19 protein-coding genes and 1 pseudogene are annotated in these 26,139 nt (G+C 59.2%); 9 read left to right on the top strand and 11 right to left on the bottom strand.

The annotated features are described in order from the left end of the window. Nucleotides 1-10: 10 nt before the first annotated feature. The gene (gene yfbR, locus AC1IN8_RS01795) at nucleotides 11-601 is read left to right on the top strand and encodes a 5'-deoxynucleotidase (RefSeq protein WP_479757860.1); all 591 of its coding nucleotides are present in this window, start codon (nucleotides 11-13) and stop codon (nucleotides 599-601) included. A gap of 100 nt (nucleotides 602-701) precedes the next feature. On the opposite strand, the gene lolE is transcribed toward yfbR, so the two are convergent. The 3 genes from lolE to AC1IN8_RS01810 form a co-directional block, all read right to left on the bottom strand. Next, complete coding sequence (gene lolE, locus AC1IN8_RS01800) at nucleotides 702-1,943, bottom strand: lipoprotein-releasing ABC transporter permease subunit LolE (protein WP_265437012.1); 1,242 nt, start codon at nucleotides 1,941-1,943, stop codon at nucleotides 702-704. Then, nucleotides 1,943-2,641 (bottom strand): lipoprotein-releasing ABC transporter ATP-binding protein LolD, encoded by a 699-nt coding sequence (gene lolD, locus AC1IN8_RS01805; RefSeq protein ID WP_427236176.1) that lies wholly within the window; start codon nucleotides 2,639-2,641, stop codon nucleotides 1,943-1,945. The genes lolE and lolD overlap by 1 nt, the downstream gene beginning before the upstream one ends. A 97-nt stretch (nucleotides 2,642-2,738) precedes the next feature. Then, nucleotides 2,739-3,974, bottom strand: a complete 1,236-nt coding sequence (locus AC1IN8_RS01810; protein ID WP_479757863.1) for a lipoprotein-releasing ABC transporter permease subunit — start codon at nucleotides 3,972-3,974, stop codon at nucleotides 2,739-2,741. Between the two features lie 311 nt (nucleotides 3,975-4,285). Between AC1IN8_RS01810 and AC1IN8_RS01815 the strand changes: the two genes are divergently transcribed. Together AC1IN8_RS01815 and mfd are read left to right on the top strand one after the other, a co-directional pair. Beyond that, a complete protein-coding gene (locus tag AC1IN8_RS01815) occupies nucleotides 4,286-4,861 on the top strand; it encodes a PilZ domain-containing protein (RefSeq protein ID WP_025326811.1) in 576 nt (191 codons plus the stop codon). Between the two features lie 40 nt (nucleotides 4,862-4,901). Then, nucleotides 4,902-8,354 carry a transcription-repair coupling factor gene (gene mfd, locus AC1IN8_RS01820; protein WP_202046179.1) on the top strand — a complete coding sequence of 1,151 codons (3,453 nt, stop codon included), beginning with the start codon at nucleotides 4,902-4,904 and terminating at the stop codon, nucleotides 8,352-8,354. An 87-nt stretch (nucleotides 8,355-8,441) separates the two neighbouring features. Here the strand turns inward: mfd and fbp are convergent, their stop codons facing one another. Both fbp and AC1IN8_RS01830 read right to left on the bottom strand, forming a co-directional pair. Then, nucleotides 8,442-9,476: a class 1 fructose-bisphosphatase gene (gene fbp / locus AC1IN8_RS01825; RefSeq protein ID WP_139439401.1), complete on the bottom strand. Its 1,035-nt coding sequence runs from the start codon at nucleotides 9,474-9,476 to the stop codon at nucleotides 8,442-8,444. After that, the gene (locus AC1IN8_RS01830; RefSeq protein ID WP_139439402.1) at nucleotides 9,464-9,691 is read right to left on the bottom strand and encodes a hypothetical protein; all 228 of its coding nucleotides are present in this window, start codon (nucleotides 9,689-9,691) and stop codon (nucleotides 9,464-9,466) included. Before AC1IN8_RS01830 ends, fbp begins: the two co-directional genes overlap by 13 nt. Nucleotides 9,692-9,837: 146 nt before the next feature. On the opposite strand from AC1IN8_RS01830, the gene AC1IN8_RS01835 reads away from it, so the two are divergent. After that, nucleotides 9,838-11,454, top strand: a complete 1,617-nt coding sequence (locus tag AC1IN8_RS01835; RefSeq protein WP_479757866.1) for a peptide ABC transporter substrate-binding protein — start codon at nucleotides 9,838-9,840, stop codon at nucleotides 11,452-11,454. A gap of 49 nt (nucleotides 11,455-11,503) precedes the next feature. Here AC1IN8_RS01835 and AC1IN8_RS01840 read toward each other — a convergent pair whose 3' ends face one another. From AC1IN8_RS01840 to sixA, 3 genes are all read right to left on the bottom strand, one after another. Further along, nucleotides 11,504-12,424 carry a DMT family transporter gene (locus AC1IN8_RS01840; RefSeq protein WP_479757867.1) on the bottom strand — a complete coding sequence of 307 codons (921 nt, stop codon included), beginning with the start codon at nucleotides 12,422-12,424 and terminating at the stop codon, nucleotides 11,504-11,506. A 198-nt stretch (nucleotides 12,425-12,622) separates the two neighbouring features. Continuing rightward, nucleotides 12,623-12,829 (bottom strand): DUF1107 domain-containing protein, encoded by a 207-nt coding sequence (locus tag AC1IN8_RS01845; RefSeq protein WP_005324080.1) that lies wholly within the window; start codon nucleotides 12,827-12,829, stop codon nucleotides 12,623-12,625. A 133-nt stretch (nucleotides 12,830-12,962) separates the two neighbouring features. Then, complete coding sequence (gene sixA, locus AC1IN8_RS01850) at nucleotides 12,963-13,430, bottom strand: phosphohistidine phosphatase SixA (RefSeq protein ID WP_479757868.1); 468 nt, start codon at nucleotides 13,428-13,430, stop codon at nucleotides 12,963-12,965. Nucleotides 13,431-13,592: 162 nt separating this feature from the next. Between sixA and AC1IN8_RS01855 the strand changes: the two genes are divergently transcribed. Continuing rightward, complete coding sequence (locus AC1IN8_RS01855; protein WP_479757869.1) at nucleotides 13,593-16,367, top strand: insulinase family protein; 2,775 nt, start codon at nucleotides 13,593-13,595, stop codon at nucleotides 16,365-16,367. Between the two features lie 304 nt (nucleotides 16,368-16,671). Here the strand turns inward: AC1IN8_RS01855 and AC1IN8_RS01860 are convergent, their stop codons facing one another. Next, entirely contained in the window at nucleotides 16,672-17,319 is a 648-nt protein-coding gene (locus AC1IN8_RS01860) for a thiopurine S-methyltransferase (RefSeq protein ID WP_479757870.1), read from the bottom strand. Between the two features lie 117 nt (nucleotides 17,320-17,436). Next, nucleotides 17,437-18,798 carry a leucine-rich repeat-containing protein kinase family protein gene (locus tag AC1IN8_RS01865; protein ID WP_479757871.1) on the bottom strand — a complete coding sequence of 454 codons (1,362 nt, stop codon included), beginning with the start codon at nucleotides 18,796-18,798 and terminating at the stop codon, nucleotides 17,437-17,439. A gap of 332 nt (nucleotides 18,799-19,130) precedes the next feature. Here AC1IN8_RS01865 and AC1IN8_RS01870 point away from each other — a divergent pair, with 332 nt between their 5' ends. Together AC1IN8_RS01870 and AC1IN8_RS01875 are read left to right on the top strand one after the other, a co-directional pair. After that, nucleotides 19,131-19,895: an SDR family oxidoreductase gene (locus AC1IN8_RS01870; protein WP_479757872.1), complete on the top strand. Its 765-nt coding sequence runs from the start codon at nucleotides 19,131-19,133 to the stop codon at nucleotides 19,893-19,895. 51 nt (nucleotides 19,896-19,946) lie between these two features. Then, a complete protein-coding gene (locus AC1IN8_RS01875; protein ID WP_479757873.1) occupies nucleotides 19,947-20,774 on the top strand; it encodes a bifunctional transcriptional activator/DNA repair enzyme AdaA in 828 nt (275 codons plus the stop codon). Between the two features lie 279 nt (nucleotides 20,775-21,053). Here AC1IN8_RS01875 and AC1IN8_RS01880 read toward each other — a convergent pair. Beyond that, a pseudogene (locus AC1IN8_RS01880) lies at nucleotides 21,054-21,352 on the bottom strand (leucine-rich repeat domain-containing protein); the annotation flags it as partial. Between the two features lie 200 nt (nucleotides 21,353-21,552). Here AC1IN8_RS01880 and AC1IN8_RS01885 point away from each other — a divergent pair. Next, nucleotides 21,553-25,023 (top strand): P-loop NTPase family protein, encoded by a 3,471-nt coding sequence (locus tag AC1IN8_RS01885; protein WP_479757874.1) that lies wholly within the window; start codon nucleotides 21,553-21,555, stop codon nucleotides 25,021-25,023. Further along, nucleotides 25,020-25,883 carry a hypothetical protein gene (locus AC1IN8_RS01890; protein ID WP_479757876.1) on the top strand — a complete coding sequence of 288 codons (864 nt, stop codon included), beginning with the start codon at nucleotides 25,020-25,022 and terminating at the stop codon, nucleotides 25,881-25,883. Before AC1IN8_RS01885 ends, AC1IN8_RS01890 begins: the two co-directional genes overlap by 4 nt. The last annotated feature ends 256 nt before the right edge of the window (nucleotides 25,884-26,139 follow it).

The raw sequence follows: 26,139 nt of genomic DNA on the forward strand, positions 1-26,139 counted from the left end.
GAGGTCTTCCATGCTGCCCAGCCACTTCTTCGCCAACCTCGCCCGCATGCGGCTCATCTACCGCTGGCCCCTGATGCGCAACATACAGCCGGAAAACATCGCCGAGCACAGCCTGCAGGTGGCCATGGTGGCCCACGCCCTCGGCGTCATCAGCAACCGGCTGTTTGATGGCAAGGTGGATGCCAACCACGCCGCCGTGATGGCCCTCTATCACGACAGCAGCGAGGTGCTGACCGGCGATCTGCCGACCCCGGTCAAGTACTTCAACCCCGAGATAGCCCGCGAGTACAAGAAGATTGAGCTCGCCGCCGAACAGCGCCTGCTGGGCATGCTGCCCCCCGAGCTGATGGAAGACTTTCGCCCCCTGCTCGACTCCGCTGCCCAGGACGACGCCCTCGCCCGGCTGGTGAAGGATGCCGACACCCTCTGTGCCTATACCAAGTGTCTGGAGGAGATAAATGCAGGCAACCGGGAGTTCGAGCCCGCGCGCAAGCGCCTCGAACAGATGCTGGAGGCCAGGATGAACCCGGCCATGCGCTACTTTATCGAGGTGTTCGTGGCGAGCTTCTCCCTGCCCCTCGATGAGCTCAACGCCCACTAAGCCAGTCGGAACGACCAGAAGAGAGAAGGGCCCGCCGGTACAGACCGGCGGGCCCTTCTTTTTCAGCATATTGCCAGGCTTGGCAGACCTGGCCCTCGGATCAGTGACCCAGCTCCCGGGAGGGCACCAGACCGCTCGCCCGCCAGGCGGGATAGAGGGTGGCCAGCAGACTCATCAGGATGGCGGCACTGGTCACTATCACCAGATCCTGCATGTGCAGCTCGGTCGGCAGGAAGTCGATGAAGTAGATGTCCGGGTTCAAGAAGCGATGGCCGATGAGCTTTTCGATACCGCTCAGGATCTGGGTTAGCTTGCTCGAAAGCAGCCCCCCCAGCAGGGCACCGAGCAAGGCACCGAGCACCCCGTTCACCATCCCCTGGATGACGAAGGTGAGCCGGATCTGGCCCGGGCTCGCCCCCATGGTCTTCAAGATGGCGATCTCGCTGCGCTTCTCGTTCACCGCCATCACCAGGGTGGAGACGATGTTGAAGCAGGCCACCGCCACCACCATCAGCATCACCACGTACATGACGGTGCGCACCATCTGGATGTCCTGATAGAGATAGCCCTGACGGCTCATCCAGCTGCTGATGTAGACGTAGTGCGGGAATTTGCGGGCGGCCGCCACCGTGATGGACTGCGCCTTGAGCACGTCGTTCACCTTGAGGCTGAAGCCTTCCACCGCGCTGCCCATGCCGGTGATGGACTGGGCATCGGTCAGGTGCATGAAGCCGAGCACGCCGTCGAGCTGGCCGCCTATCTCCAGCAGCCCCACCACGGTCAGGGTCTCCCGCCGGGGATTCTTGATCCCCGTCTCGTCTCCCCCTTGGGGCAGCAGCAGGGTCACGGGATCACCGATCTTGACCCCCAGCTTGTCGGCAATGGTCTTGCCGAGGATCACCCCGTGCTCGCCCGCCTGCAGTTCACGAAAACCCAGCCCTGTCATGTAGTTGCCAGCGTCCGACAGGTTCGCCTCGAGCTCGGGCAGCACGGCGCGCACCTGCACCCCCTTGATGGCGGAGCCGTGCTCCAGCAGGCCATCAAGGCGGATGACAGGGGCCGCGGCCTCGATCCCGGGCTGGGCCAGCAGGTAGTCCCGAAGCCTCGGCCAATCCGGCAGGGGCGCCTCCATGCCGATGAGCTCACCGTGGGGCACCACAGAGAGCACCCGGTTCTTGAGCTCCCGCTCGAAGCCGTTCATGGCGGAGAGGCCAAGAATCAGGGCCATCACCCCGAGGGCGATGCCGATCAGGGAGGAGGCGGAAATAAAGGCGATGAAGCCGTTGCGGCGGCGGGAGCGGCTGTAACGCAGGCCCAGAAAGAGGGGCAGCGGCTTGAACATCAGGCGACCTCCGCCATGATGCCGCTCACCAGGGTCACCCGGCGGTGCAGCTTGGCGGCGAGGCTCAAGTCATGGGTGACCACCACGAAGGCCGTGCCCAGCTCCCGGTTGAGCTCGCAGAGCAGTTCGTACACCGCAGTGGCGCTGGCGTGATCCAGGTTGCCGGTGGGCTCGTCCGCCAGCACCAGGCTCGGCTCGTTGACCAGGGCACGGGCGATGGCCACCCGCTGGCGCTCGCCACCGGACAGCTCGGAAGGCCTGTGATTGAGCCGGTGGGAGAGCCCCACCCGCCCCAGCATCCGGGTCGCCTTGTCGGTGGCACTCACCACCGACTCGCCGGCGATCAGCAGCGGCATGGCGGTGTTTTCCAGCGCGGTGAACTCGGCCAGCAGGTGGTGGAACTGATAGACGAAGCCCAGCTCCTGATTGCGAAAACGGGCCTGGGTCTTGCTGTCCCAGTGGTGGATATCCTGCCCCTTGAACAGCACGGCGCCACTCGAGGGGTTGTCCAGCGCCCCCATCAGGTGCAGCAAGGTGGTCTTGCCCGAGCCCGAGCTCCCCACCACCGCCAGCATCTCGCCGGGGGCGACGCAGAGATCTATCCCCTTGAGCACCTGGGTCTCCAGATTGCCCTCTTTATAGACATGGTTGAGGGCCTGACAGCGCAGCAGAGGCTCGCAGGACTGGGGTTCATTCATAACAGGGGCTCCACTTATACCGGTGACCACATTGGCACCAGTCACAACGCCGGCACTCGCACCGGAGGTAACAACAGAAGATGATGGATTCACAGCGCTATTCATAACGTAATGCCTCGGCCGGTTTGACCCGGGCCGCACGGGCCGCCGGATAGAGGGTGGCACTGAAGCTCAGCAGCACGGCCCCCAGCAAGATGGTCATGACCTGGGCGGGTTCGACGATGACCGGCAGACCACTGCCCCCCGCCGCCATATAGAGGTTGAGCCCCACCGCATCGAGCAGGGGGTTGAGTCCGAACGACAGGGCCAGCCCCGTCAGACCGCCGAACAGGGCGCCGATGACGCCGCTCGATGCCCCCAGCACCATGAAAATCTTGACGATCCCCGACTCGCTCATGCCCATGGTACGCAATATGGCCACCTCCCCTTCCTTGTCGGTGACCACCATCACCAGGGCGGAGAGGATATTGAAGGTGGCGACCGCGATGATCAGCACCAGCATCAGCCCCATCATGCGTTTCTCCATGGCCACCGCCTGGAAGAGTTCACCCCGCTCCCGGCGCCAATCCTGCCACTCCAGCCCGTCCGGCAGCGCGGTTTTCACCACCTGGTCGGCGGCGAAGGGATCGTCGAGCCAGAGGCGGATGCCGCCCACTGTCTCCTCGGGCAGGCGCAGCAGGCGCTGGGCATCCCCCAGGGCAATCAGCGCCACCTGGCTGTCCACGTCGGCACCGACCCCGAAGATGCCGGAGACGGTGAAGATCCGCTGGGCCGGTACCCGGCCAAAGGGGGTGAAGCGGGTCCCTTCGGTCAGGATGAGACGCACCTCGTCGCCAATGGAGACCTTGAGGCGGTTGGCCACCCCCTGCCCCAGCACTATGTGGTATTGGCCGCGCTGCAGGCTGTCCAGCCGTCCCCCCAGCATCTGGGCATGGAGAATGTCATCCTTGGGCCAGCGCGCCGGATCTATCCCCTGCACGCTCACCCCGGTGAGCTGGCCCGGGCTTTGCAACATGCCTTCGCTGTCGAGCATGGGGGCCGTGGCCACCACGTGGGGCAACGTGTCGAGATCGGGCAGGCCGGGCGGATGGGCATCGATGCGCCCCGCTGGATTGGTCACCACCACGTGGGGGATCACCCCGAGAATGCGCCCCTTGAGCTGCCCCTCGAACCCGTTCATCACCGAAATGACCACCATCAGGGCAGCAACCCCGATGGCGATGCCAAAGGTGGAAAACAGGGAGATAAAGGAGACGAAGCGGTTACTGCGTCGCGAGCCTGCGTAACGCAGGCCTATGGCCAGCGAGAGTGGCTGAAAAAGTCCGGTCTTCAAGGATATCTACGTTGCCAACAAAATAAGATGCCGGATAATAGGGTCTGTTGACGCCTCAACGCAAGCCGCGTTGCCGCAGCAGATGACGCCGGGGCTGGCGCAATGGCCCATTCCCCTGAGCCCGAGAGGCCGCCCATGGCGCCATGTTTCGCCCGATGCGCAGGCCCCCGCCGCCATGTTGCGCCGCCACGATGACGGGAGAGCCCCGGGGACGGCCGGAGATGGCGTCTCGCGCCAGGCTGGGGACGCCGCCGCGGGGCAAGGTCAACAGCGCCTTTAAAAATCGTCTATGACAACAAGGGATAGCCTCCATGCAGGAACAGTTCTTCAGCGTCACCCATGCCACGCCGGTCAATGTGATCCCCATGCCGGCCGACTTTCACCTGCCGACGCTGGAGGCCCTTGATGCCGAGCTGCCCGAGCCCTTTCGCATCGCCTCCGCCATCACCTCCATCGATCTGGTGAGCAGCCGGTTGCTGCGCAACCAGAACGAGTCCATGCACGATCTGGTGGAGATCATCAACCAGCAGTCCCGCAAGATCGACATGATCATGGGCTTCGTGCTGGCGGCGCAGGATCACCCCGAGCATCGCTTCCACACCCTGCGCTTTGGCGCCGGTCAGCTCACCTACCTGCACCCGCACCAGGGGCACGGCGAGCCGCCGCAGTTGCACCAGCTAGTGCGGCTCAAGATCTTCCTGCGGGAAGAGGCCTCCGCCGTCTACTGCTATGGCGAGGTCAAGCAGCGGGAGCCCGGCGAGCACGGCACCCATGTGGTGCTCGACTATGTGCGGATCCGCGAGGATGACAGGGAGCTGCTGGTGCGTGCCAGCCTGCATGTGCAATCGAAACAGCTCAAGCTGCGTGCCCAAGAGCGTCAGCGCTAATCACAGCCAACGTCAACGTTAAAAGAATCGAACGATGCCAATGAAACTCCCCGCCTTGCCCGCCAAAGCGGGCCAGAAATTGACTCTGGGCCAGCTGGTCGGCAGCAGCCTGGCGCTGGTCGCCGCCCGCCTCACCCGGGAGGCCAACCGCCCCGTCCTGCTGGTGACCGCCGATACCCCGAGCGCCCTGCGCCTCGAACAGGAGCTTGGCTTCCTGCTGGCCGATCAGGGTTGCCCCGTGCTGATGTTCCCGGACTGGGAGACCCTGCCCTACGACACCTTCTCCCCCCATCAGGACATCATCTCCCAGCGGCTCGAGACCCTCTACACGCTGCCGCAGATGAGCAGCGGCGTGCTGATAGTGCCCATCTCCACCCTGATGCTGCGCACGGCGCCCCAGGCCTATCTCGATAAATACAGCCTGATGGTGACCAGCGGCCAGCGCCTCAACCTGCAACAGTTGCGGGGACGGCTGGCCGAGGCGGGCTATGTGGCGGTGGAGCAGGTGCTGGAGCATGGCGAGTTCGCCGCCCGCGGCTCCCTGCTGGATCTCTTCCCCATGGGCAGCAGCCGCCCCTATCGCATCGACTTCTTCGACGACGAGGTGGACTCCATCCGCCCCTTCGATCCCGAGAGCCAGCGCTCCAGCGAGCCGGTCAAGTCGGTGAGCCTGTTGCCCGCCCGGGAATTTCCCACCGACGAGGCCGCCATCGAGCTGTTTCGCGGTCAGTTCCGCGAGCAGTTCGAGCTGTCGCGGGCGGAAGGCTCCGTCTATCAGGAGGTAAGCAAGGGGCGCTGGCCTGCCGGCATCGAATACTATCTGCCGCTCTTCTTCAGCCAGACCGCCAGCCTGTTTGACTACCTGCCGGACAACACCCTGCTGCTCACCGTGGGGGAGATCTACCCGGCGGCCCAGCGCTTCTGGAACGACATAGGCCAGCGCTATGAAGACAGGCGCTGGGACAATACCCGCCCCCTGCTGCCCCCCCAGCAAATTTACCTGCCGGTGGAGCAGCTGTTTGCGGCGCTGGGCCAGTATGGCGCCGTGCGCCTGCAGGAGGCCGCCACCGACGGCGGCGCGGGCCAGCACGACTTGCCCATAGCCCCCCTGCCCGACTTGCAGCTCGATCACAGCAAGGAGCAGCCCCTGCTGGCCCTCAGCCAGTTCCTGCAAGGCTTTGCCGGCCGCACCCTGTTTGCGGTGGAGTCCGAGGGGCGGCGCGAGGGGCTAGGCGATCTGCTGGCGCGGATCGCGCTGCAACCCAGGGAGTTCGCCTCCCTCGAGGAGTTCGTCGAGAGCAAGGCGCGTCATGGCCTGCTGGTCAGCCCGCTGGAGCGGGGCTTCCTGCTCGAACCCGCCGGGGCAGAGGCCCTGGCCCTCATCACAGAGACCGAGCTGCTCGGCGGCAAGATCAGAAGCAAGCGGCAGCGGGAGAAGAGCAAGAACCTGAGCTCGGATGCGGTGATCAGAAACCTCGGCGAGCTGACCCAGGGCCAGCCGGTGGTGCATCTGGATCACGGGGTCGGCCGCTATCTCGGGCTCGAGACCCTGGATGCCGGCGGCCTGCCCACCGAGTTCCTGACCCTAGAATACGCCGGTGGCGACAAGCTGTTCGTGCCGGTCACCAACCTCCACCTCATCAGCCGTTACACGGGGTCGGATAACCCCCCCAGCCACAAGCTCGGCGGCGAGGCCTGGGTCAAGGCGCGGCGCAAGGCGGCGGAGAAGGTGCGCGACGTGGCGGCCGAGCTGCTGGACGTCTATGCCCACCGTGCGGCCCGGGCCGGCTTTGCCTTCAAGCACGACAAGGAGAGCTACCGCCAGTTTGCCGCCAGCTTCCCGTTCGAGGAGACAGAGGATCAACTCAACGCCATCAATGCGGTGCTGGGGGACATGTGCCAGGCCAAGAGCATGGATCGCCTGGTGTGTGGCGACGTGGGCTTTGGCAAGACAGAAGTGGCCATGCGGGCGGCCTTCGTGGCGGTGCACGGTGGCAAGCAGGTGGCGGTGCTGGTGCCCACCACCCTGCTGGCCCAGCAGCACTACGACAACTTCCGAGACCGCTTCGCCAACTGGCCGGTGCGGGTGGAGGTGCTGAGCCGTTTCCGCTCCGCCAAGGAGCAGACCAGCGTCTTGAAGGAGCTGGCCGATGGCAAGGTGGACATCATCATAGGCACCCACAAGCTGCTCGGCTCCGAGCTCACCTTCAAGGATCTGGGGCTGCTCATCGTCGACGAGGAGCACAGGTTCGGGGTACGCCAGAAGGAGAAGATCAAGGCGCTGCGCGCCGACGTGGACATCCTCACCCTCACGGCAACCCCTATCCCGCGCACCCTCAACATGGCGATGTCCGGGATGCGGGATCTCTCCATCATCGCCACCCCGCCCGCCAAGCGGCTCGCCATCAAGACCTTCGTGCGCCAGCACGAGCCGGCGGTGGTGCGCGAGGCGGTGCTGCGGGAATTGAAGCGCGGCGGTCAGGTCTACTACCTGCACAACGACGTGGAGAGCATAGAGAAGTGCGCAAGCGATCTCGCTGAGCTGGTGCCGGAGGCGCGCCTTGGCATCGCCCACGGCCAGATGCGCGAGCGTGACCTCGAGCGCATCATGTCCGACTTCTACCACCAGCGCTTCAACCTGCTGGTGTGCACCACCATCATAGAGACCGGCATCGACGTGCCGAGCGCCAACACCATCATCATGGACAGGGCGGATCATCTGGGTCTGGCCCAGCTGCACCAGCTGCGGGGCCGGGTCGGCCGCTCCCACCACCAGGCCTATGCCTACCTGCTCACCCCCCATCCCAAGCTGATGACCAAGGATGCGGCCAAGCGGCTGGAAGCCATCGCCTCGCTGGAAGATCTCGGCGCCGGCTTTGCGCTCGCCACCCACGATCTGGAGATCCGGGGCGCGGGCGAGTTGCTCGGCGACGATCAGAGCGGCCAGATCGAATCGGTGGGCTTCACCCTCTACATGGAGATGCTGGAGCAGGCGGTGGAGGCGCTCAAACATGGCAAGGAGCCGTCGCTGGAGCAACTGATGAGCCAGCACACCGAGGTGGAGCTGCGCCTGCCGGCACTGTTGCCGGACGACTACATCCCGGACGTCAACATGCGTCTGTCCATGTACAAACGCATCGCCAGCGCCGCCGACGAGCAGGAGCTGCGGGAGCTGAAGGTGGAGCTCATCGATCGCTTCGGCCTGTTGCCGGAGCCGACCAAGACCCTGATGGAGATCGCGGCCTTCCGCCAGCGGGCCACGGCGCTGGGCATTCGCCGGGTGGAGATGAGCGATCGCGGCGGCTACCTGGACTTCACCCAGGAGACCAGGGTCAACCCGACCTATCTGGTAAAACTGCTCTCCGAGCAGCCACGTATCTATAAAATGGATGGACCCACCCGATTGCGCTTCCAGGTACCGAACCAGGAGAGAGCCATGCGGCTGAAACTGGTGGATGCCCTGCTGACGGATCTCGCCAGCCACAGCCTCTAATGGCCAGGAGCGCCAAACAAAACGGGAGCCATATCGGCTCCCGTTCTTTATGCGACTCTTGCCGCGACCATGGCGACAAACCGGGCATCACCCCTGACGGGCCGGATCCTCGTGGGCGGAGAATTCCCGCATGAAGGCCTCGGCCCGCTCCACCATCCTGGTGGAGCCGACGAAGTAGGGGGTACGCTGGTGCAGCGCCGTGGGCTGGATATCCATGATGCGGCCAAAGCCGTCGGACGCCTTGCCACCGGCCTGCTCCACCAGGAAGGCCATGGGGTTGCACTCGTAGAGCAGGCGCAGCTTGCCGTTCGGGGAGTTGGTGCCGGACGGATAGATGTAGATGCCCCCCTTGAGCAGGTTGCGGTGGAAATCCGACACCAGGGAGCCGATGTAGCGGGAGGTGTAGGGCCTGTGGGTCGCCTCGTCACGCTCCTGGCAATATTTCAGGTACTTCTTCACCCCGTCCGGGAACTTGATGTAGTTGCCCTCGTTGATGGAGTAGATCTTGCCCTCCTCCGGGATGCGGATGTTCTCGTGGGAGAGGCAGAAGCAGCCGATGGAAGGGTCGTAGGTGAAGCCGTTGACCCCAAACCCGGTGGTGTAGACCAGCATGGTGGAGGAGCCATAGACCACGTAACCGGCGGCCACCTGGCGGTTGCCCGGCTGCAGGAAGTCCTCCAGGGTCACCCCGGCCCCCGGCTTGCTGACCCGGCGGTAGATGGAGAAGATGGTCCCGACCGAGACGTTGACGTCTATGTTGGAGGAGCCGTCCAGGGGGTCAATCAGCACCACGTACTTGGAGTGGCGGGAGAGCTCGGAATCGAAGGAGACGAAGTCCTCCTCCTCCTCGGACGCCATGCCGCACACCTCGCCACGGGCCTCGAGGGCCGCCTTGAAGCGCTCGTTGGCGTAGACGTCCAGCTTCTGCTGCACCTCCCCCTGCACGTTTTCGGCCCCCATGGAGCCGATGATGTCCGCCAGCCCCGCCTTGTTGATCTCCCGGTTCACCACCTTGGCAGCCAGACGAATGGAGCTGAGCAAGGAGGTCAGCTCGCCGGTCGCGGTAGGGTAGTCCGCCTGCTTTTTGACGATGAACTCGCCCATGGTGATCATGTTTCGCATTCTTGTTCCTTTAAGATCGTTTCCGTTGGCCGTTGAAAACGTTTGCAAGTGTCGGCAAAAAAAGTGCCGATCCTCGGCAGCGTTGTTTTGTAACCTAATGTAACGCCTGTTTTTTGTTTTTGCAGCGAATTAAGCCGCCGTATAAATCGCCAGAATACCGCGCCACCACGGGCTTTCACCGTGAAAAAAGGGTGCCATCCGGCATCTTTCATCATGTTAATTCGTGACAAGAATGCTATTTCACCCCGCCCCTCCCCGTCTGGTGCTCTCCCCCGGCACCCGCCGCTCCCCCTCTTGAGATCTCCGCCTCGATCCAGCACACTGGCTCGGCTTTGGAAGCAAAAAAACATAAGGATATTCAATGAAAAGGACTCTCATTGCCGGCGCGGTTGCCGCCCTGATCTCCCTCCCCGCCCTGGCGGCCCAGGTGCCCGAAGGCACCAAGCTGCTGCCCGGTGCCCAGCAAACCTTCGTGCGCAACATAGGCACAGAGCCCGCCTCCATCGACCCCCAGATGGTGGAAGAGAGCGCGGGCAGCGACGTCGTCAACGATCTGTTCGAGGGGCTCTACACCCTGGATGGCAGCGGCAAGCTGCAGGCGGCGGGAGCGCTCGGGTACGAGCTCGATGCCACGGGCACCGTCTATACCTTCAAGCTCAGACCCGATGCCAAGTGGTCCAACGGCGAGCCGGTGACGGCGGCGGACTATGTCTATGGCTGGCAGCGGGCGGCGGATCCCAAGAACGCCTCCAACTACGCCTGGTTCATCGAGCTGACCGGCGTCGCCAACGCCAGCGACGTGGTGCAGGGCAAGAAGAGCCCGGATGCCCTCGGTATCAAGGCCCTCGATGACTACACCCTGCAGATCACCCTCAAGGCCCCGGTCCCCTTCTTCCTGAAGACCCTCTCCCACTACACCACCTTCCCGGCCCCCAGGGCCACCATAGAGAAGTTCGGTCACGAGTGGGTCAAGCCGGGCAACATCGTCTCCAACGGTGCCTTCGCCCTCAAGGAGTGGACCCCGAACGAGCGGCTCATCGCCGAGCGCAATCCCCATTACTGGGACAACGAGCACACCGTGCTGAACAAGGTGATCTACCTGGAGATCGTCTCCGATACCGCGGCCTACAACCGCTATCGCGCGAGCGAGCTACACTACACCACCTATCCCCTGGAGCAGTATCAGCAGATCAAGCGCCAGAGCCCGGACGAGCTGGTGAGCGCCCCCATGCTCGCCACCTACTACTACGTGTTCAACACCCAGCGCAAACCCTTCGACGACGTCAGGGTGCGCAAGGCGCTCTCCCTTGCCATCGACAGGGACACCATCACGGAGAAGATCCTGGGACAGGGGCAGCTCTCGGCCTTCAGCCTGACCCCGCCGAGCGTGGATGGCTTCGAGCTAAAACGCCCCGCCAGCGAGCTGATGAGCAAGGAAGAGCGCATCAAGCAGGCCAGGACGCTGCTCGCCGAGGCGGGCTACGGGCCGCAGAATCCGCTGGACGTGGACATCCTCTACAACACCAACGAGGGGCACAAGAAGATAGCGCTGGCCATCTCCTCCATGTGGAAGCACAACCTGGGGGTCAAGGCGGAGCTCAACAACATGGAGTGGAAGACCATGGTGTCGGCCCTGAACGAGGGGGATTTCGGGGTCAGTCGCTACTCCTGGAACGGGGATTACAACGATGCCTCCACCTTCCTCGACATCATGACCTCCAGCAGCAGCGCCAACAGCGGCAAGTGGTTCAACAAGACCTATGATGCCCTGCTGGCCAAGGCCCATGACGCCAAGGATCCGGCCGAGCGCAACCGCCTCTATCAGGAGGCCGAGGCACTGATCGACGCGGAGGCCCCCATAGCCCCCGTCTACTTCTATGTGAAGTCACGGCTGCTCAAGCCCAACGTCAAGGGCTACCCCTATCAGAACCCGCAAGATCTGGTCTATGCCAAGGATCTCTATCTGACGGCGCAGTGATGCAGACACCAGACCAAAAAGACCGCCTCCTGGGCGGTCTTTTTTTATCCTACTTCTCCTGACAGCCCGCCATCGCGAGCCGGGCCCGCCGCCGTACCCTCACAGGTTTGACCAGCAGCTGCGCCAGCAGCACTCCCAGCAGTGTCATGCCGCCGCCGATCAGGTGATAGCTGGTGAGCCGCTCCCCCAGCCAGCTGATGGCAAGGGCGGCCGTCATCACCGGCAGCAGATTCATGAAGATGGCGGTGCGGCTGGCCCCGAGCAGGGCGATGCCCTGCATCCAGAGCCAGGGCGAGAGGGCCGAGGTCGGGATCCCCGCATAGAGGATGAGCCAGAGCGCGCTGCCATCCGGCCAGTGCCCGTCCACCAGCAGATAGAAGGGGGTGAGGAACAAGAGGCTGCAGAGCACCTGGCCGTAGAGCATGGACCAGTTGTCGAGCCCCAGATCCCAGCGCTTGAGCAGCACGCTGTAGAGCGCATAGGTGGCCGCCGAGAGCAGCATGTAGACGGAGCCGATGTGAATGCCCTGGGTGAACAAGCGGGTCGGATCCCCCTGCCCCAGCAGGATGGCGAGCCCCAGGATGGAGATGACGCCACCGATGAGGGCGCCCCAGGTGGGGCGCTCGCGCAGCAGCCAGATGCTGAGCAGCACCGTCATCAGCGGGGTCAGCCCCATCATCAGCCCGATCTCGGTGGCACCCAGGGTCTGGGCCGCGTAGTAGCCGAAGGTCTGGTTCAGCACCATGCCGAGCAGGGCCAGCATGGCCAGCTTCGAGAAACCGGCCCGCAGCTTGTCCCGCATGCGCCAGGCCCGCAGCGCGAGGAAGGGGGTCAGCACCAGGGCCGCCACCATCCAGCGCGACCAAGCCAGGGCGGCCGGCGAGAGCACCCCCACCGCCAGCTTGCTGACGATGCCGTTGCCGGCCCAGATGGCCATGCAGGAGAAGGGGAACAGGAAGGCAAGGGGCATCGCTATGTCCAGAGAAAGGGGGTGGATATTTCGCGGGAGTATAGAGAGGCAAACAGGATAAGCAAGCATGCTGATGCGGGGCGCGGCAACCTTATCCGGAAATCGATATTAATGGGTTCAAACTGCTTCACTCAGCCCCAGATACAATCATGCCCGCACTGGGCGGGCATGAGGGGGAGATGACACCATAGATGCGACTCAAGCGGCATCCATGTGCAGCCTCGATATCAGCTCGTTGACTTCGAGCACCGTCTGGCGGTGGGGAATATCGGCTTGCAGTGGCATCATCAGCAGGCCCGACTGGAAATCGAAACGCCCCCTGCCGTGGATGTAGATCCGCCCCTTGAAGAAGGTTTTGACATGCTTTGCCACCATCAGTGGCAGGTACTTCTTGAACACTCTCATCGTTTGCAACCTCTTGCAGTTGTATCCGTATGACAGCAGCTTATGCGAGATAATTCCGTAAATTTTGTATAAAAAACCGGAAAAATCGACTCTCTCTTCCCCAAAAAACCAATCTGTAACTTTTTATTAACTTTTACCGTATTGTATGCGGTCCTTCCAGCCAGAGCAAGACCCCCTTGCCATCTCGCCACTCGATGCAGGCCAGACCCGAGGTGGCAAACATGGGCGCACCCGCCGCCGGACAGAGGCTCTGCACCAGATACCCGACCAGGGGCAGGTGGCTGACCATCAGGATGTTGTCGTGGGTCGCCGCCAGCGCGGTGAGATAACTCGCCACGAAGGCCGGATCCCCGTAGGGGGTGATCTCGCTGCTCTCCTCGACTTTCAGGGCCTCGGGCAGCTCGGCAGAGATGGCCTGCCAGGTCTGTCTGGCACGCAGGTAGTTGCTGTGGATCACCAGGCTCAGGGAGCCGGCCAGCTGAGGGGACAACCAGCTCGCCATGTGGATGGACTCTTCGATGCCTTGCTCGGTCAGTGGACGCTGTTCATCAGTCTTTGCGTTCATGCCAGCCTGGCCATGACGCATGATGTAGATTTTCATTACAACCTCGCCCAGGGGGCCTGTTTAAATAGCGGGGGGATCTTACCCCGCCATCTCGGGGGAAACAATTGCGCTACCTCTCAGAAAAGGGTTTGCCTCGTGAGATAGCGGGGTCGATAATCATGTTTAAATTCAAATAAATTCACCGCGAGTCACGCCCCAATGAGCCCATATGCCAGTCCCAACGACCATCGGCGGTATCACTATCTGGAGCTGGCAAACCGGCTCAGGGTCTTGTTGATCTGCGATCCCGAGACCGATAAATCGGCCGCCTCCCTGGCCGTCAACACCGGCCACTTCGATGACCCGGTCGATCGCCAGGGCATGGCCCATTTCCTTGAGCATATGCTGTTCCTAGGTACTCGTACTTATCCCAAACCCGGCGAGTACCAGCAGTTCATGAGCCGCCATGGGGGCAGCAACAACGCCTGGACCGGCACCGAGTTCACCAACTTCTTCTTCGACATTGACAACGGCTTCTTCGAAGCGGGGCTGGATCGCTTCTCCCAGTTCTTCATCTGCCCCACCTTCGCCCCCGAGTGGGTCGACAAGGAGCGCAACGCGGTCGACTCCGAATACCGCCTCAAGTTGCAGGACGATGTGCGCCGCAGCTATCAGGTGCACAAGGAGACGGTCAACCCGGCCCACCCCTTCTCCAAGTTCTCGGTCGGCAACCTGGATACCCTCGCGGATCTGCCCGGCCGGGATCTGCGCTCCGACCTCATTGCGTTCTACGAAACCCACTACAGTGCGGATCGCATGGCGCTGGTGATGCTCTCTCCGGCATCCATTGAAACCCAGCTGGCCTGGTGTGAACGCTTCTTCAGCACCATTCCGGATCGCCGCCTGGGCCCCCCCGCCCTCTCGGCCCCCCTCTACCGGCTCGATGATCTCGGCATCCGCATCCAGATAGCCCCGGTCAAGGAGACCCGCAAACTGGCGCTGACCTTCCCGCTGCCGAGCGTGGATGCCCTCTACGACAAGAAGCCCCTCACCTTCCTGAGCCACCTCATCGGCTACGAAGGGGAAGGCAGCCTGCTCTCTCTGCTCAAGGCGAGAGGCTGGGTCAACCAGCTCGCCGCCGGAGGCGGTATCAGCGGCGCCAACTTCAAGGACTTTGGCATCAGCTTCGGCCTGACTCCCCTCGGGCTTGCCCATGTGGACGACATCATCGCCGACCTGTTCGGCTACCTGAAACTCATCGAACGCCATGGCCTGCAGGCCTGGCGTTATGACGAGAAGCGCAGCGTGCTGGAATCCGCCTTCCGCTTCCAGGAGCGGGGCCGGGCGCTGGACACCGTCTCCGGCCTCGTGCTCAACCTGTTCAGCTATGCCCCGGACGATCTGCTCCACGGCGACTACATGATGCGCGAGTACGATGAGCCCCTGATCCGGCGCTTCCTCGCCAAGCTGACCCCCCACAACCTGCGGGTGACCATACAGGCGCCTGAGGTGAGCACGGATCGCCTGGCCCGCTGGTATCAGACCCCCTACAGCGTCCAGAGCATCACCGAGGCGGAGAAGATCCGCTGGCAGCAGAGCGAGCCGGATCCCGCCTTGCACCTGCCCTCCCCCAACCCCTTTATCAGCAGCCGCCTCGATGCCAGGACGCCGTCCCTCAGCGCCGACATGCCGGCCTGTCTGGTCGACCGCCCCGGTTTTCGGCTCTGGCACCTGCACGAGCACCTGTTTGGGGTGCCCAAGGGGAGCCTCTATATCTCCATCGACAGCGAGCATGCGGTCAGAAGCCCGCGCCACATCGCCATGGCCAGGCTCGCGGTGGAGCTGCTCACGGATCACCTCAATGCCCTCACCTACCCGGCCGAGCTCGCCGGGCTCGGCTACCAGATCTATGCCCATCAGGGGGGCTTTACCATCAACCTGAGCGGCTTTGCCGACAAGCTGCCGCTGCTGCTCGACATGATCCTCGGCAACCGCACCCTGGGCTACCCGGATCCGGCGCGCTTCAGCGAAATCAAGGAGCAGCTCATCCGCAACTGGGAGAACCAGTCCAAGACCAGGCCCATCTCCCAGCTGTTCAACCAGCTCACCAGTTTGCTGCAACCGAACAACCCGCCGTTCGAGCAGTTGCTGCGCCACCTGCGCACCATAGCACTCGACGAAATGCCCGACTTCGTCAGCCGGCTCTTTGCCCAGGTGCACATAGAGACCCTGGTGCACGGCGACTGGACCGCCGCCGAGGCGCTTGAACTGGCCGCCCTGCTGGAGCGTCACCTCGGCGTCAGCAGCCAGCCCAGTGCCGAGACCCGCCGCCCCCTCATCTCCATTCAGGACAGGGGCACCCTCATTCGCGAGCAGGGGTGCGATCACGAAGACTCGGCGCTGCTGGTCTATTACCAGTCCCGCACCACCCGGGCGTGGGATCTCGCCTGCTTCACCCTGGCCAACCACATCATGTCCTCCACCTTCTTCCACGAGCTGCGCACCCGTCAGCAGCTCGGTTACGTGGTGGGGGCCGGCAACCTGCCCCTCAATCGCCACCCCGGCCTCATCTTCTATATACAGTCGCCGGTGGCGGGGCCGCAGATCCTGCTGGATGCGGTGGAGGAGTTCATCGATCTCTTCCCGCTCGCCATGCTGGAGTTCACCGAGCAGCAGTGGCAGGACAGCAAGGCGGGGCTGCAGGCCCAGCTCAGCGAGCGGGATGCCAACCTGCGCAGCCGCGGCCAGCGGCTCTGGGTCAGCATAGGCAACAAGGATCTCGGCTTCGATCAGCGAGAGCGGGTGCGCGAGGAGGTGGGCAGGCTCAGCCGCGCCGATCTGGTGCGCTTTATCACCCAGTTGCGCTCGCGCACCTCGGATCGGCTGATCCTCTGCAGCTATGGCCTGGGCCACGAGCACGACGAGCGGATCACCGGCCAGTTCATCGACGATCCCAAGGCGTTCCGGCTCAATGCCGCCACCTTCGAGGCCTGATCAGGCCTCGACTCCCTCCCGTCCCACGGCAGATTGCGGGCAATAAAAAGCCGACCCCTGGGGGTCGGCTGGAAAAACCATAATCAATTGCGACCAGAGCCGCCAAAAGTGAACATGAGCGTGAAAATCAGACACTGAGTCGATGAACGGCCGAATGGTTCAAACCAGAGCGTATCGGTCGACACCTGCAGTGATTGAGAAACAGCCTCATCTTAGGCATTCCCCCGATTTGTCACGTTGATCTATGTCAAAGGAGGTAAAGAAGCTCATTTATCCTCTTCATTGGCGGGATCACGCCGTCGCCTCAGCCCCGACGGATCAGGCGATAGGCCACCTCATCGAAATAGGAGAGCTGCCCCGAGAGCACCCTGGGGTGATCCAGCTCGGCGGCGCGCCCCAGCACCTCCACGCTAAAGTCGCGCTCGAACAGGGTGCGCACCTCCATCTCCCCCACCGAGAACGGCGGCTGCACCTGCTGCTCCGGCTGATACTCAAGCGTCACCAGCAGCACCTGACCACCCGCCTCGATAAGGTGGCTCATCAGGGTCGCATACTGGCAGCGCATGGCTGTCGGCAGGGCGATGAGGGCGGCCCTGTCATAGGCGAGCCGGTAGCGGCGGCCAAGCTCGGGGGCGGCGAAGAAATCCCCCTGATAGATGCGCAGGTCGTCGTGCTGGTGACACCGATAGGGGCCCACCTCGCTTGTCTCTGCACTCAGATTGTTCTCGTCAAAAAACTGGGTAATGGCGAGCTCGGAGAGCTCGAAGCCATCCACCGGATGCCCCTGAGCGCTCAGCCAGAGCAGGTCGCGGGACTTGCCGCACAGGGGCACCAGCACGGGCTCACCCTGCTGCTGGGCCGACCACCAGGATTGCAGCCAGCGGTTGAAATCAGCCTGATGAAAGCCAATCCGATTCTCTTTCCACTTCTGATGCCAAAACGCCGCTTCCATCCTCATCCTCTCGTCATCTGCAATGATGCATCAATATCACAACTTCATCGGGGCGGCGCAAGCCTTGTTCTCCACTGCACCGGGAGCGAGGGCCCGGTGACACCCAGCCGACCGCACTCAGGCGCAGGCGGGCTCAGCAGCCATGGTGGCCGCTACGGCGTCTATCCGGGCAAGAATCTCTGCAAACGAGGGGCGCTGCAACACAGCCTCCAAGAGACACGCTTCGGCCAGTGAATGGAGCGCCCCAAGCGCCTCGTCCCTGGGATGGCAGCGCGCCAGCAGCTCCTCCAGCAGACAGCCAAAGGCCCTGACCTCCAGGCGCTCGAGCCGGGCAGCCCGCTCGCGGTCGGCGCCGTCATAACAGGAGGCGGCGCCGAAATCCCCGAGCAGCACCCGGCCCTGTTCCTGGACAGAGTGCAGCAGAGAGTGCAGCAGGTTGTGGGCGTAGAGATCCCCGTGCAGGATGCCGCGCCCGTGCAGATGCAGCGCGGCGCTCGCCACCCCCTGCGCCATGGCAAGCAGCGCATTCGGGGTGAAGGTCAGATCCGCCGGATAGACATCCCGGGTGCAGGAGTCCAGGCTCGGCGGCCCCGCCAGGTTGACAAAATCAGGGTCTATCAGCGCCATCACCAGGGCCGGCATGCCAGAGGGGTGGCCGCTGACTCGGCCCGCCACCCCGATGAGATTGGGGTGCCTGCCTGCGGCGAGCGACACCGCCATCTCGCAGCGAGGCAGGCCATCGCTGGTCATGGCCCCCTTGAAGAGCTTGACCGCCACCCCCTGCGTCCCCTCATCGGAGCGCAGTGCTGCGCGGTGGATAACCCCGGACGCCCCCTGCCCCAGTTGCTCCCCCAGCGTCAACGCCTGCCAGGGGATCTCGGCCGCGGTTGCCGTCTCGCCGAGTCGGCGCTCCTGCTCGTCGCTAAAGGGGTTGCCTGCATAGGCCAGCCAGGCGAGGCGCGGCAAACCGAGCAGCCAGTCGGGAAGCGCCTCCAGCCGGTTGGCGGCGATGCGCAACAGCTCCAGGCGCTGGCAGTTGGCAAGGCTTGCCGGCAGCTCGCGCAGGCGGTTGCCAGAGAGCATCAGCTTTTGCAGGGCGGCGCACTGCCCCAGCGCGTCCGGCAGACCTTCAATCTCGTTATCGGTCAGGATCAACCAGCGCAGCCCCGCAGGCAGTGACGCGGCGGGAACCGTGGCGATCCGGTTGGCCTTGAAGCCCACCATGGTGAGTGCAGGACAGCGCCCCAGCACCTCGGGCAGCTCGGTGAAGCGGTTCTCGGAGCAGAAGATAATGCGCAGTTTGCTGAACTCAGCCAGCTCCTCAGGCAGCCGATCCAGATCGTTGCCGGTGAGATCCAGCACCTCCAGCGTCTCCTTGAGGCTCAGGATCTCGGGGGGGAACACCGTCAGGTTTTCACAAAGCTTCAAGTGGCGGGCGCCGCAGAGTTCGCCTGCGCGCAGCTGTTCCAGGGTATGCATGGGATCGTCTCTATCGGGGTGGCTGGCTCGCGGCCAACGGCGCCGCCGGGCACTCGCCCGGCGGCCACAAAGGAGGGGCATTATAAAGAACGACGGCCAGAGATCCCCTGTTTTGTTGCCACCAGGACGCACACAGGCGCCAGCCGCGTAATGAAAGAGAGCAAGATCCGGGTCGTCGTGACGGGGGCCAGCGACCATAGTGGGTTAGAGCCAAAAGTGCTTTCGAACCAAAACCGGGTTTGAACCAAAGCGGCTCGAACCCGTCCACTTGTCTGCCAATCCTGCACGGGCGCCGCCACCTGGCGCCATGCACACCTCGCGAGGGAACTGCCATGTCACAACTGTCCAACAAGGTCGCCATCATCACGGGAGCCAGCTCCGGTATCGGTCGCGCCAGCGCCATTTTGTTTGCAAGGGAGGGGGCCAGGGTCGTGCTGGGGGCCCGCCGCCAGCCCGAGCTGGATGCACTGGTGGAGGAGATCAGGAAATTCGGGGGCCAGGCGGTGAGCCTGGCGGGGGATGTGAAAAGCGAAACCTATGCCCGCGCCCTGGTGGATCTCGCGCTGACCCGTTTCGGCGGGCTCGATGTCGCCTTCAACAACGCCGGCACCACGGGGACGCCGGGCAGCGTGCAGGAGATGGCACTGGCCCAGTGGCATGAGACCCTGAATACCAACCTCACCAGCGCCTTCGTGGGGGCCAAGTACCAGATCCCCGCCATGCAGGCACGCGGGGGCGGCTCCCTTATCTTTACCTCCACCTTCGTCGGCCATACCCTGGGGCTGCCCGGCATGGCGGCCTATGCCGCGAGCAAGGCGGGCCTCATCGGTCTGACCCAGGTGCTGGCCGCAGAGTTCGGGGCACAAGGGGTGCGGGTCAACGCCCTGCTGCCGGGGGGCACCGACACCCCCATGGGGCGGGCCTTTACCGATACGCCGGAGAGTCTCGCCTTTGTGCAGCATATGCATGCCCTCAAACGGCTGGCCCAACCGGAGGAGATCGCCCGCTCGGCCCTTTATCTCGCGTCCGATGCATCGATCTTTACCACCGGCATTGCCCTGCTGGCCGATGGTGGGGTATCTATTTGTCGCACATGACGTGGTCGCGCCCAAGAACCTGCGACAGCAACCTTATCGTGAGAGCGCCTTATGTCTGATTACGCCCGCATCGCCGATGCCATCCGTTTTATCGCAAGCCAGGTGGCGCGCCAGCCCACCCTGGACGAGATAGCGGCGCACGTGCACTTAAGCCCCTTTCACTTCCAGCGGCTCTTCAGCCGCTGGGCCGGGGTTACCCCGAAGCGCTATTTGCAGGTACTGACCCTGGAGCGGGCCAAGGCGCTGCTGCACGAATCACGCCCGCTGCTGGAGGTGGCTGACACCCTGGGCCTTAGCAGCGGCTCGCGGCTCTACGATCACTTCGTGCAGCTCGAAGCGGTCACACCGGGGGAGTACAAGCAGCGCGGGGCCGGACTGGTTATCGATCACGGGGTGCACGACACCCCCTTCGGCCAGGCGTTCGTTGCCCTGACCCCGCGGGGGGTGTGCAACTTCTCGTTTCTCGATGACCAGGCGCCAGAGGCGCCCCTCGCCGCCCTCGCCCAGCGCTGGCCTGCGGCCCAGCTGCGAGAAATGCCATCACGCACCCAAGAGGTCATCCACACCATGTTCGACACCAGCAAGGCACCGGATCGCCCCATCTCGCTGCATGTGAGCGGTACCAACTTTCAAATAAGCGTCTGGCGGGCGCTGCTCGAGATCCCACCCGCCAGGGTGGTGAGCTACGCCCAGGTGGCGAGCGCCATCGGCAACCCCAAGGCCGCCCGCGCCGTGGGGCTGGCGGTGGGCGCCAACCCCGTCGCCTTGATGATCCCCTGCCATAGAGTCATTCAGCAAAACGGCAAACTCGGCGGCTATCACTGGGGCGAGACCCGCAAACAGGCGATACACGCCTGGGAAGCGGCGAGGTATGAGTGAAAGTGGCTTTCTCCGCCCGACCTGATGAGGAAAACAGGAATCTTGGTAGTGAGTCAGCAGACAATCAGGCTGCGCCAGACAGCGTGCGGCGATATAAAACGGGGACATAAGAAGAATCGGGGCGCAGATCGCCCCTTTTGTTGCTTTGGCGAGGAATGGCGCTTAGCCCCCCAGCGGATTGACGAAACAGGTAGGGTGCAATAAGCCAGCGCATTGCACCGTTTGTTGAGCGGCTTTTGGCAAGGTATGAGGAACAAAAGTAGAGGTGCAATTTCATTGCACCCTACGGCACTTGAAGCCCACCATGGTGAGTGCAGGGCAGCGCCCCAGCACCTCGGGCAGCTCGGTGAAGCGGTTCTCGGAGCAGAAGATAATGCGCAGCTTCTTGCATTCGGCCAGCTCGTCAGGGAGCCGACTCAGCTGGTTGCCGGTGAGATCCATTACCTCCAGCGTCTCTTGGAGGCTCAGGATTTCGGGGCGAACACCCTCAGGTTTTCGGCGAGTTTGAGGTGGCGGGCGCCGCAGAGTTCTCCAATTTTGTTACCCCGATAACGGAATGGTTGCCAGTATAGTGGCATATATAGCTGACCATGATCAGCTTGGTCGGGCGTAATAAGTGAAGCGCATTGCACCATTTCCAGACCCGTTTTCACATAAGATGTAACGTGGCAGGTTAGTGATACAATTCACGTTATTCATTGCACCCTACAGTACTTATGAATTATTATATTTCACGATGAATATATGTTGCTGTAAAAACTAAAATGAGGAGTTCAGATTGTTTAAAGAAAATGACTCTTACAAAACTTCTGAAGAATTAATATCAGAAGTACTCCGTGATGAGAGACCACTCATTCTATTTTTAGGACAAAGCTATGCTAGCAGCGCAGATGGCGACTCTATCCTAAAAAAATTTCTGACTAATTTTTGCAACACACCTTTATCAGGAGACAACTGGAAAGATTTAATTAAAATAAAAGGCATAAGTCGATCCAGTTATGAATGGCTAGCAGAGCGTTTTGAAAGAAACGTACTACCCGATTCTTTGGCAATGATATTTCAAGTTGCCTGGAGCGCAGTATTCACCACATCCATTGACCCACAGATTTCTAGACGGCTTGAGACAAAAGGACGAATGCCAGAAACAATCGTCTCTAAAGACCACTTTGCTAGGGTTGCAAGAAGCAGATCAAGACCACCAGTTCATTATTTATTTGGAAAAGCAAATGAACTAGAGGGAAATTACAGCGTTCCTGTGACTTTGCTAGAATTAATTCAACGAAAGAGCGTACATTCAAACATTCTTTTAAGCAGAATCAGCGAAACTGTTACTCCACTTGGATTGTTAGTTGTGGAGGGATACAAACAAGATTGCGACTGGCTATCTGCTGATGAAATGCTGGCACCTATATCTATAGATGAAAGTATAAATGTACTATGGTTGGGACCAATTCCAACTAATTCTATGATTTTTGAGCTACTTAAAGAACGAGGCCAGATAAGAACTGACCTACGCAATTTAAGTGAAATCCTTATAGAATTATTAGTTTCCTCTAGCAGCACTGCTGAAGAACCACTAGGTTTGGTTGAGCAAAGAGGGAATGATACTATCACATTGAATGATGGTAAATTTTTCCAAGTTCCTCCATCACTTAGATTGAGGGTCGAGGCTGTTGCCACGATAATTGACGATTCTTGGCTCGAACAGACCCCTCCCTTGCTTGGACCCGCACTTGAAGAAGATTTCAGAAGATTCCACGGTGGTTTTGGTGGAGTGAGAACTCAGGTCGATGGAATTCGAAAAGGATATTCTATTATTAGAGATTATGAGTATTCGCTCGAAAAAACTGTCAGGTATTATACAAAAAACATCGGAAAATTACATAGTTGCATTGTGCTGCATGGTCAATCAGGAACCGGTAAATCAGTTGCTCTTGCAAGACTTGCATATTTTTTAAGATCGGAATTAAAAACCCCAGTCTTGTATGCTCGAAACAGAATTCCAAGTGCTAGCGATATCGAAGAATTTATTGCCGAGGTGGAAAAAGCTGGTGCCTACTGCATTGCCGTTATTTGTGACTCTAATCAGGCACCTGATCGCTATAAAGATTTGGCCAACAGCCTAAAAAGTCGAGGTAGAAAATGCGTAATAATAGGCTCTGCTTATAAGGTTGAAGGTATCAAAAAGACGAGCCGTAACTTCATAGAGGCTACGAGCACAACCAGTCAGAAAGAGATAATAGCATTAGGCGCATTATTGAAAATTTTCTCTCCAAAACAGGCTGAAAATATTCGATTGTCGTATCAAGAAAAAAATATTTTTGCATTGCTTTATCGACACCTGTCAATGGGACGAGCAAGGATAATAGATGGGATCACTGATGAGGCTAGGAATGCGGAACGCATCGTAAGGATAAAGGCAAAAAACATTCCATATTCAAATAAACCAGAGTACACGCTTGCTAAACAGTTGATAGATCTAGGGCTAGGTAGAGAGAACATTTCTATCTTCGAAGATGAATTACCAGAACATACAGAAGCAGGATTAGATGCTGCCGGTAAACTAATCGATTTAGTTATGGCTGCAGGTAGACTTGATTGTCCTGTACCACTGAATTTATTGCTACGTGCCCTAAGCGGCAGTCACCAAACCCTAGATTATGTACAAATATCTTACTTATTTGATGAGCTGGATCTTTTCAGATGGCATGTTGCTGATGCTGAAGGAAACGAATTCTTAGTTCAACCTCGATTGAGACTTGAGGCTGAGCTGATATGCCGTAGGAGATTGGCTGAACGCAGTAAAGAAATTGATTGCCTTCTGCAACTTATTCGGGCAGTTCGGAGAACGGGTACAGACTGTAGATCCGAAGTAACATTTCTACTAGACCTACTGGGTAAAATGCAGAAAGAAGGACCTAGAAAAAAGGCATATCAAGCCGGTTACCTAGAAATAGCGAAAGCTCTTACTACCCTGCGCGAACAACATAAAGTAACCGATGCTAGCATAATGTTACAAGAATCAGTCTTTAGACGTGCTGCGGTTCAAGCATCTGATAATGGCGAGATAAACCAAATTGGGGCTTTAACCGTCGAACAACGTGCTGAAATTTTAAATGAAGCAAGACAAATTGTTGAAATAGCGCGAAATACAATCGATGAGCGCACTCTTCGGGCAAGCAAAAAAACTCGTGAAAGCCTCGCGGTAGAATATGCATCAATATATGGATACCTAGCGGTGGGTTTGGCGCGTCAGGGAGCTGAAGAAACTGTCATATGGTCTCATTATCTGGCCGCAAAAGCAGCTATTGCTACAGCAATCTCTGTTGTCAATAATCACTATCCATTTGACATTGCCTTATGGACACCAGTTGATATTTTAAAGTTAAGGAAGTCATCCACAGTTCATGAGATGGAACTTAGAGCTGATGTTTTTTCTATACTTGACCAAGCAAACATCGAAAGATTTAATGACTATTCAGCTGGGAAATTTAAAGAACGGAAAATGCGCGTAGCTGAAAGTCTGGGCTCAACCGAATTAGCAGATGAAGCATTCGCTAGTTTAGAAAAAACGCATCCTTCCATTGCCTATTATCTTAGAGCCCGCACTATGTGTGCAGATATATTAAATTCACAGAAGAGTGAATTTCGGCGTTCAATGCTATCCCATATCCCTGAGGCTGTTAGATTCCTTCGCGATAGACTTGAAATAATTCAGACCGATATACGCCCTTTACAACTTCTTATTCAGTTGTTATGGATCAACAAGACTGGAGAGTTTATCTTTTATAAAGATAAGGCGATAATCCCTCAAGATAGAGGCTTTCAGAATGAAATTCTTACTTTAGTTAGAAAACTGAACATTCTAGCGGGAGATAATCAGAGAAATAATTTTAGATTATTGGAGGCTGTATTCGAATGGGTTGATGGAAGTGCAGAGCAATCAAGAGATTTGTTCAATGAGCTTTCTTCTGACACCGAATTTGAGGACTCATCACGAGTGATAAGACGCTTTCTGTTGGAATCAGACGAGCCAAATCGTGGATATAAAGGGCGTGTCATAAGGGATAGGGGAAATGGACACTGGACTGTTTATGTATTTTGCCTAGATAGAAATATTGATTTACTAGGCCGAGACTTTGTAAACGAAGATCTTGCCATTGGTCGAGAAATTTCTAATTTCAACATTGCATTTAATTACCTTGGCCCTATTGCCGAGCCACTTTCGCGCTATGGAGTCCGCTCATGAGCTTTGCAGAGATTCACACCCTTCATCTGGATTTCAAACGGAGGCTGACATCGATTATAGGCAAAGAAGTATTTCCAGAAATCACTGTGAGTCCACCCCGTGGAACGAGTGATGAGCTCTCATTCATACGACTAGTTGCATGGGGATACATACTTATATTTGAGTCTGGGCGAGGACCATTAGCCTTTCTAAAAAATCTCCCCCCGATGAGCCACTCTTCCAGTGTTACTCTGCCACATCTTCATGCATTGCGAACGTGGGCAAATCATAATTTGATTTTCGATAAGGAAAGGGATATAAAAACCATCCAGTTGGCAACAATGTGGCTTATACAAAAATGTGGAACTGGCTCACCGGAAACAGCTGAGCATTGGCAGAAATGTTTCGATGCAATAGTTGATGATCTAAAGCAACTTTTACGAAATGCGATTGTTACATGCGATTGCTTCGATAAACGCGAAGACAGGGCACAGCTAATACAATCATTTAAAAATACTCTTGACCGTAATTGGCAAGCTTATTTATTCGATGACTATGTGGACTGCGCCATAAAAAAATTTGGCTATGAGGGTATATCAGCAATAAACATTCGGCAAGCTAATCTAGACTCATGGAGAAAAATAGTCGCTGTTTCTATAGACAGTGAGTCAATACAACGTAATTTAACCATCAGAGTCGAAAATGATATCCTTAAGCTTATGGCGGCCTCATTTCCATTAACCTCCTATGATATTGAAAACTCAATACATAATTCTGATGGTAGAGTGGTGACGGCAGCGATGCTTTATTTACGAGAAAGATCTGGAGATAATTTAGTGAATATCGGTAAAGTATTAGAAGAACTACGAGCACTGCCTTAAGTGTGAGGTCGAGGTAACCCTATGAGCATTCTATATTATGAGCTTTGACTAGGGTTCCTATTACTGTGGCATGCTATACCCTTACTACCAGTAGCATATTGTCCATAGAGCATATCTATGCATCATTTTAATGAAATTAAGGTGTCTAGATCATTGGGAATGGATCAGTCAGAGAAAAAATAAAAAGCCCGCTACTAGGCGGGCTTTTTATTTTTTGACCATATGCTTGTCTACAATCTATCGCCGTTATTCCCAT

The sequence above is a fragment of the Aeromonas sp. 130281 genome (assembly GCF_056642115.1).